Here is a 1,369-nt window from a genome sequence, read left to right on the forward strand (position 1 = left end):
TTTTGCAATCATATGTAACGTGACGAGTACCGATCCGCGATACTCTAGAAAGGAGGTATTCCAGCCGCACCTTCCGGTACGGCTACCTTGTTACGACTTAGCCCCAATTATCGGTTTTACCCTAACACGCTCCTCGCGGTAACATGCTTTAGGTACCCCCAACTTTCATGGCTTGACGGGCGGTGTGTACAAGGCCCGGGAACGTATTCACCGCGTCATTGCTGATACGCGATTACTAGCGAATCCAACTTCATGGGGTCGAGTTGCAGACCCCAATCCGAACTGTGAATGGCTTTTAGAGATTAGCATCATATTGCTATGTAGCTGCCCGCTGTACCATCCATTGTAGCACGTGTGTAGCCCCGGACGTAAGGGCCATGATGACTTGACGTCGTCCCCACCTTCCTCACTGTTTGCACAGGCAGTCTGTTTAGAGTCCCCACCATTACATGCTGGCAACTAAACATAGGGGTTGCGCTCGTTGCGGGACTTAACCCAACACCTCACGGCACGAGCTGACGACAGCCATGCAGCACCTAGTTTCGTGTCCCGAAGGACGAATGCGTCTCTGCATTCTTCACTAACTTTCAAGCCCGGGTAAGGTTCCTCGCGTATCATCGAATTAAACCACATGCTCCTCCGCTTGTGCGGGCCCCCGTCAATTCCTTTGAGTTTCACCCTTGCGGGCGTACTCCCCAGGTGGATAACTTAACGCTTTCGCTTGGACGCTGGCTGTCTATCGCCAACATCGAGTTATCATCGTTTAGGGCGTGGACTACCAGGGTATCTAATCCTGTTCGATCCCCACGCTTTCGTGCATCAGCGTCAATACCAGCTTAGTGAGCTGCCTTCGCAATCGGAGTTCTAAGACATATCTATGCATTTCACCGCTACTTGTCTTATTCCGCCCACTTCAAATGGATTCAAGCCCATCAGTATCAAAGGCACTGCGATGGTTGAGCCACCGTATTTCACCCCTGACTTAATAGGCCGCCTACGCACCCTTTAAACCCAATAAATCCGGATAACGCTCGGATCCTCCGTATTACCGCGGCTGCTGGCACGGAGTTAGCCGATCCTTATTCTTCCAGTACATTCAGCTTCCTACACGTAGAAAGGTTTATTCCTGGACAAAAGCAGTTTACAACCCATAGGGCAGTCATCCTGCACGCGGCATGGCTGGTTCAGGCTTCCGCCCATTGACCAATATTCCTTACTGCTGCCTCCCGTAGGAGTCTGGTCCGTGTCTCAGTACCAGTGTGGGGGATTCTCCTCTCAGAGCCCCTAGACATCGTCGCCTTGGTAAGCCGTTACCCTACCAACTAGCTAATGTCACGCGAGCCCATCTCTATCCTATAAATATTTAATA

1 rRNA gene is annotated in these 1,369 nt (G+C 51.4%); it reads right to left on the bottom strand.

The window, feature by feature from the left end:
- Positions 1–48: 48 nt before the first annotated feature.
- Positions 49–1,369 (bottom strand): 16S ribosomal RNA (locus tag M2419_RS27375); the annotation flags it as partial.

Source organism: Sphingobacterium sp. BIGb0116, assembly GCF_024808035.1.
Classification (GTDB): domain Bacteria; phylum Bacteroidota; class Bacteroidia; order Sphingobacteriales; family Sphingobacteriaceae; genus Sphingobacterium; species Sphingobacterium paramultivorum.